At 43.9% G+C, this 6,861-nt stretch carries 4 protein-coding genes, 1 tRNA gene and 1 pseudogene; 4 read left to right on the top strand and 2 right to left on the bottom strand.

Annotated features, from left to right (window positions below; translation table 11 throughout):
• The 3 genes and pseudogenes from L5M28_RS19845 to L5M28_RS19835 form a co-directional block, all read left to right on the top strand.
• Positions 1 to 236 (top strand): annotated as a pseudogene (locus L5M28_RS19845) (IS4 family transposase); the annotation flags it as partial.
• A gap of 223 nt (positions 237 to 459) precedes the next feature.
• Positions 460 to 536: transfer RNA gene (locus L5M28_RS19840), tRNA-Ile, on the top strand.
• A 169-nt stretch (positions 537 to 705) separates the two neighbouring features.
• On the top strand, positions 706 to 1,071 hold the full coding sequence (locus L5M28_RS19835) for a hypothetical protein (protein ID WP_263204239.1): 366 nt from the start codon (positions 706 to 708) through the stop codon (positions 1,069 to 1,071).
• A 152-nt stretch (positions 1,072 to 1,223) separates the two neighbouring features.
• Here the strand turns inward: L5M28_RS19835 and L5M28_RS19830 are convergent, their stop codons facing one another.
• Together L5M28_RS19830 and mak are read right to left on the bottom strand one after the other, a co-directional pair.
• On the bottom strand, positions 1,224 to 3,344 hold the full coding sequence (locus L5M28_RS19830) for a methyl-accepting chemotaxis protein (protein ID WP_263204238.1): 2,121 nt from the start codon (positions 3,342 to 3,344) through the stop codon (positions 1,224 to 1,226).
• Positions 3,345 to 3,574: 230 nt separating this feature from the next.
• Positions 3,575 to 4,471: a fructokinase gene (mak, locus tag L5M28_RS19825; RefSeq protein ID WP_028760873.1), complete on the bottom strand. Its 897-nt coding sequence runs from the start codon at positions 4,469 to 4,471 to the stop codon at positions 3,575 to 3,577.
• 419 nt (positions 4,472 to 4,890) lie between these two features.
• Between mak and L5M28_RS19820 the strand changes: the two genes are divergently transcribed.
• Positions 4,891 to 6,456, top strand: coding sequence for a peptide MFS transporter (locus tag L5M28_RS19820; protein WP_259513043.1), 1,566 nt, complete (start codon positions 4,891 to 4,893; stop codon positions 6,454 to 6,456).
• Positions 6,457 to 6,861 lie beyond the last annotated feature (405 nt).

Raw genomic sequence — 6,861 nt, 5'->3', positions numbered from 1 at the left:
GCCTGTTAAGCCCATTGGCCTGGAAGTTGTTATGGCTAAAGACGGAAAAAAGCCAACCGCCCGAACAAGTCCCCAGTGTGCATTGGGCTTATCTAAGATTAGGAAAACTCGCGGGCTGGAATGACAGCAAACGAAGCGGAATTGTGGGCTGGGAAAGGTTATGGCAAGGATGGTTTAAACTGCAAACCATCCTTGAAGGTTACCAGCTAGCCTTGTCTCTTGAGCAAAAGATGTGATCAAGAGACAGGCCCATGCAGGGCTTTTTATTGTCTTTATCACCTCAATTTATGCACAAGCACAGTATCGAAGCCTAAAATTTAGGCAACGATAGCATTTAAGTTGATTAACAGATAACCAATTGAATCAGTTGCGTGAATTTCCAGCCAAAACACGGGTGACAAGCGTAAGTAAGCTTAGTATACTTCCTCCCGCTTCAGGTAATGACGATTGCCTTAAGTCGGCCCCTTAGCTCAGTTGGTTAGAGCACACGACTCATAATCGTTAGGTCCACGGTTCAAGTCCGTGAGGGGCCACCAATTTTGATAAGGCGTAGCAGGTTAGTAACCGCTACGCCTTTTTCATATCTAAGCATTACATACAAAGTAATGTTCTAAGCCACAACAGTACTTCTCTTGTTTATCTAGAGAAACACTTTAGCTCGAAGTTTATAAGAGCTTTCAGAAAAAGCATCACAAAGGAAATATGATGAAAAAACTTGGTTTACTTCTAGCCTCAGTGGCAATGCTAACTATTACAGGATGTACTGTACGAGTTGCAGATCTGACTGTTGGAAGTACTAAAAACTTCGATTTAAATTCAGGTAATCTAGTTAAGGGCGCACGTGTAACGGGTGAAGACTCATACCCTGTTTTTATTTTCCCTTTTGGAATACCGAATGTTAAAACAGCTATGGATAAAGCTATCGAGACTGAAAAATGTGCTGTTGGCCTTACAGATCTTGTCGTTACTCAACTTAACCACTCATTCCTTATTGGTTCTATTGGCATGAGAGTTGAAGGTGACCTTATCATTGATAAAAATAAAGCTGGTTGCGAAAATAAAGGCGTCTAACAATGGCTTTAAGTATTTGTAACTATCTTAAATTATAGTTATCTATTCTATAGTACTTATAATAAAAATAGGCTCTTTGATAAGTGTTAAGCAGCAACACAATCAAAGAGCCTATTTAAAATCAATGAGCTAATTCCACAAATATCTGAGTGCTAGGTTTTTAACTTGCCTAACTGCTCATGTTGCTGCTTCACTAAATTTGCCAGCACCACACTACTCTGTTGTGCTTCACCCGCAAGACGCGCAAGTTCAGAAGCCGAATCAGAAATGCCTGTAATATTGCGATTAACCTCTTCAGTCACCGCGCTCTGCTCTTCTGCCGCTGCCGCGATATGGGTCACTTGGCCCGAAATTTCTTCAATCTGACTCACCATAGAGTTCAATGAGTTCAGCGCTTGCTCAGTTTGAGATACGGCCATTTGTGCCCGTTCAGCGCCTTTATCTATGATGCCAGAAGCACTTTGAACTTCTTTTTGCAGTGCATCGATAAGAATACTAATATCATTCGTCGAGCTTTGAGTCTTAGATGCCAGCGCACGGACTTCGTCAGCCACCACGGCAAAACCCCGTCCTTGTTCACCCGCCCTCGCCGCCTCAATCGCCGCATTTAATGCCAGCAGGTTTGTTTGTGCGGCAATGGAGCTGATCACCTCAAGAATACGACTAATATTCATACTGCTGTCTGCGACTTTACTCACGGCCAGCTTAGCTTCCATTGACTCTTTAGACATAGTCGCCACAAAGCCCATCGCCTTAGTCAGACTTTCTTCACTGTGACGAATGTTGCGTGACATAGCTTCTGTTTCTGCAGCGGTTTGCTCAGACGCCTTAGCAACCTCAAGTGCAGTGGCACTCATTTGGTTGACGGCCGTTACCACACTCTCAATTTCACCATATTGACGATTGACACTATCACGCGTGAGCTGGGCAATTTTCGCTGAAGCTTGGCTTTCTTCCTGAGAACGACTCGCGAGGGTTTTAAGCTCGGCAATCAGGTTTTTCAGTTTATAAATAAAGGAGTTGAAACCTTTTGCTAACGCAATCAACTCTGCATGGGAGTCCACTTCTATCGATTGCGTTAAATCGCCATCAGCGCTTGCCAGGTGTTCTACACGGCCTTGGATCATCTTTAAGGGTGAAATAATGCTACGGATCACTAGGCTAATCGTAATCACAGCAGCAATCGACACGACAACACCGACCATGAGCAACAAACTTCCCAAGGAAGTTGCCATTTCATCCATATCATTATTCAACACAATCGAACTCTTGTACGCCTGCGCAGTCGGCACTTGGATCACTAAGGACCACTCGGCATTCGCTAAAGGGATCTTAATTGGGTAGGCAACAATAATTTCATCATCGTTAACCATGTAACCCGAGTTCTTGTGTAACGAGATAATTTGTGAAGCAATAGCTGGATTTATTGACTCCGCTAAAGGACGAGCCTTTTTACTGTAATGACTTGCTGCAACCACTAAACCTCGGGTACTCAATAAAGTTACTTTCGCTTGCCCATCGTAGAGGCTCTTAGATAACTTATCGATAAGAGTTTGAAAGACGGGTAAGTTTAAATCAACACCGACCACACCGATAAACTGTTTATGCTTAAGCACTGGAACAGTTAGCGAGGTCATTAATGCTTTGTTACCGGGAGTGATTTCGTATAAATACGGCTCCATTAGACAGGGCTTTAAGGTTTCTTTACCGCATAAATACCATTCTGCATCACGGATCCCAAATTCATTTAGGCTAGTAAGGTATTTTTCTGACGAATCTTCAACCTGTTGATGTGCAACAGTGCCATTGTCATCACGGGTATAGTAAACCTCTAGGGCACCTGATGTCGTTACACTGTGGCTGGAATTAATATTCAGAAACTCAGTATCGAGCCCATCATAACCATTAGGTTCAAACTGGGCATACATGGAGGAAACTTGCGCATTCTTCTTAAGCACAGCCGCCACAGTGAGTTCTAAACGATCACGCTTTAAGGGAAGTTCTTCTGCCGTACTCTCCACCATACCGGCAAAAGAGTAAGGAATACGATAGGCTTCGTTAATAAATCCAGCGACCATTTCGCCATATTCACCGGCGCGGGCTTCGAGTTTATCCCGCGTTTCAGTTTGTAGGGTATTTTGAACTTGATCCGATAATTGCGCGTTTTGAGCCGACAGTGTCCACCATAAACTGATAGATAAAATAGCCACTATCGATAAAAATAATGCTGATGTAATCCACAACAACTTAGTACTGATGGACAAATGCTTCATCTAGTAAACTCCCAAGAGAACGACAATAGCGTAATTATTTTGATCTACTTTATTTTTATACTTTCTATACAGCATTAAAAATAGCACTTAGGGTAAGAATTACCAGTACTTAAGATAAAGAGTTGTCAATGGAATGTAAAACTTTTGAATGACTAAATAAAAAAAAGGCCAAATTCAAATAAATGAATTCAGCCTTTAATATCAAACACTATTCTTGATTGAGTCTAGGATTAGCGTCCCCACAACCAAGCGGCGCCACGCACCCCAGATGAAGCACCATAATAATTTTTAACAACCGGTGTATGGCACTCTCGGCCAACCACATATAGCGGCAAAATTTTTGGTAATTCGGTATAAATAGCATCGATGTTAGACACGCCGCCGCCAAGGACGATAACATCAGGATCCATCATATTGATCACATGGGCCAATGAACGGGCTAAACGATCAATAAAGCGGTTAAATGCTTGAGTTGCCAGCGGATCTCCCGCTTGCATCATTTGGGCAATTTCAATACCGCTGTCAGCAACACCGCCCGCAGCGCGAAAGTCGCGAACAAAGCCTGTTCCAGATATAAACGTTTCGATACAGTCTCTATTACCACAAAAACACGTCGTGGTATTAAATTCATCGGCTTTCATCCACGGTAAAGGATTATGGCCCCACTCACCACCAATACCATTGCCACCATCATGTACTTGGCCTTTAATTGCGATACCAGCACCACATCCCGTTCCAATAATGGCACCAAATACAACGGACTTTCCTGCGGCAGCGCCATCTACCGCTTCTGATACGGCAAAACAGTTCGCATCATTAGCAATTTTTACTTTACGATTTAATCGAGTCCCCAGATCCACATCAAGTGGATGACCATTGATCCAAGTTGAATTAGCGTTTTTTACTAGGCCAGTAAAAGGAGAAACAACCCCAGGAATACCTATTCCGATAGTGGCGGTTTGCTGCAGGCTGTCTTCGACTTCAGTTACCAATGCAACCAAAGCATTGACTGTCGCAACATATTCTCTCGGTGTCGGGATGCGTTTACGAAAGACTTCGTTACCATCGCTATCTAATGCGACTACCTCGATTTTTGTGCCACCAAGATCGATACCAATTCGTAACATTCATATACTCCGTTTAAATATATTTAACGCAAAGCGGTGCATTAACAACCTGATGCATATCTGCAACTGTAGAGACGCTGCTAAGTAGAACTTTTCGTTTTAAAGTTATCTACATTAGAATTTCCAAGCGCACTATGCCTGCTGGACAAACAGCAATCAACCTCAATGTATTTAAATACACCATAGCGCATACCCGCACATGCCATTATCTGCTTATCCGATAGTACTGCGAATGTTCCTTGATTTATCCGCAGCAGAAAAACTTAGATAGAACTGTCCCCGCTTAAATCCACCTTAAAATTGATAAGGTCATTTGTAACAAAGTCTGTTTTTGCCTATGTCTGCCATTGGTTTGAATTGGTTATCGCCTTATACTTTTGAGCTCAAATATTAAAACAACAATGTTGGAAGCAAGCGATATGACTATTGGGACTGCTCCGGTAAGTAAAACACATTCATTTATGACTGTGTCTCTTATCGAATTATGGGAACGCTTTGGTTATTACGGCATGCAAGCGCTGATTGTGTACTTTATGGTGCAGCGCCTTGGCTTTGATGACTCACGTGCAAACTTAGTATGGAGTGCCTGTGCGGCACTTATTTATGTATCACCGGCGATTGGTGGCTGGGTTGGTGATAAGATCCTCGGCACTAAACGCACTATGCTGCTTGGCGCGGGGATTTTGTCTCTGGGTTATGCGCTAATGGCCGTACCCACTGAAAATACGTGGTTTATGTTTTCAGCGCTCGGCGTGATTGTGGTCGGTAACGGCCTGTTCAAACCCAATGCCGGTAACTTAGTTCGTAAGATCTACGAAGGTGACGATTCTAAAATCGACAGTGCGTTTACCATCTATTATATGGCGGTCAACGTCGGCTCGACCTTCTCTATGTTACTGACACCTTGGATTAAAGATTACGTCAACGCCCAGTATGGCAACGAGTTTGGCTGGCATGCCGCCTTTGCCGTGTGTTGTGTCGGCATATTGGTGGGGTTAGGCAACTATGCACTTATGCGTAAGAGTTTAGTCCATTACGGTTCTGAGCCTGATACTCGCCCAGTGAACAAGAAAAGCCTCGCAATTGTGTTAGCTCTATCCGCATTGTCGGTTGTCGCTTCGGCCATTATTTTGGAATATGAAGCGGTTGCCCGTGTCTTTGTTTACGCCGCTGGTGTAGCGGTATTGGCCATTTTCTTCCACTTGATCCGCACCAGCGAAACCAGTGAACGAGCGGGACTGATTGCGGCGCTGATCCTCACAGTGCAAACCGTGTTCTTCTTTATCTTCTATCAACAAATGTCGACCTCGCTTGCACTCTTTGCATTACGTAACGTGGACTGGGATTTCCAAATTTTTGGTACCCATTTGTGGACTTGGTCACCGGCCCAGTTTCAAGCATTGAATCCATTATGGATTATGGTGTTAAGTCCAATCTTGGCGTGGAGTTATTCGTGGGCGGGTCGTAATGATAAAGACTTCTCTATTGCGGCGAAATTTGCCCTCGGTTTTGCCGTTGTAGCGATTGGCTTCTTTATCTATGGCTTTGCCGGACAATTCGCCGTCAACGGTAAAACCTCTTCATGGATCATGATCTGGGGCTATGCCTCTTACTCTTTAGGCGAATTGCTGGTGAGTGGTCTTGGTCTTGCTATGATTGCCCGCTACGTACCTGCGCGTATGGGCGGCTTTATGATGGGAGCCTATTTCGTCGCATCAGGTATTTCACAGTATCTGGGCGGTGTGGTCGCTAACTTCGCCAGTGTACCGAAAGATTTAGTCGATCCACTGCAAACCTTACCCGTATACACCAGTCTATTTAATAAGTTGGGTATCGCGGCTGTGGTCTGTACCTTTATCGCCCTTGCGGTATTACCGCTAATGCGTCGCCTGACTGAAACTCACCATTCACACAACAATGCTGCTGATGATGGTATTAGTGAAAGTGCTGCGGCATCGCTACGGGATGTAAAAGCCGAGCAGTAATGCTCGACTGACAATAGCGATTTTTCTATTACATAACATTAACTGCCGATAGCCCTGCTATCGGCAGTTTTTTTATGACGTCACTTAGTTATACCCTTGTGTTGCAACTCATAACCAAATGAGCTGTAGCAAACATCACCCAATCCCGCAGTGACAGGCCTAGCGCTGAGTTGCTGAGAATAAGATCTTCAGTTCCACATTATCGCCCCTCACGCTGGGATGACTTCACCGCCTCGATTTGTTACAAAGCAAGTATGAACCTAGACGCACTCGGTTTAATAGCGCAGCTCAAGTGCAAACTCAAATTGACATGATTAATGAAATAACGAAGGGGAAAAGAGTTAGCCGTTCAAGCTTGAGAAGCGCGGTACTTAGCCCCATATCAATATCACTGAATACCTTTTA

The sequence above is a fragment of the Shewanella sp. SW32 genome, from assembly GCF_025653365.1.
Classification (GTDB): domain Bacteria; phylum Pseudomonadota; class Gammaproteobacteria; order Enterobacterales; family Shewanellaceae; genus Shewanella; species Shewanella oncorhynchi.
The sequence above is the reverse complement of the archived record's forward strand: the minus strand, read 5'-3'. Positions and strand labels throughout refer to the sequence as shown.

Bases quoted from the DNA above. Each gene is read 5' to 3' on its own strand.
- L5M28_RS19835 (WP_263204239.1), top strand. From the start codon at position 706: ATGAAAAAACTTGGTTTACTTCTAGCCTCAGTGGCAATGCTAACTATT.
- L5M28_RS19830 (WP_263204238.1), bottom strand. From the start codon at position 3,344: ATGAAGCATTTGTCCATCAGTACTAAGTTGTTGTGGATTACATCAGCA.
- mak (WP_028760873.1), bottom strand. From the start codon at position 4,471: ATGTTACGAATTGGTATCGATCTTGGTGGCACAAAAATCGAGGTAGTC.
- L5M28_RS19820 (WP_259513043.1), top strand. From the start codon at position 4,891: ATGACTATTGGGACTGCTCCGGTAAGTAAAACACATTCATTTATGACT.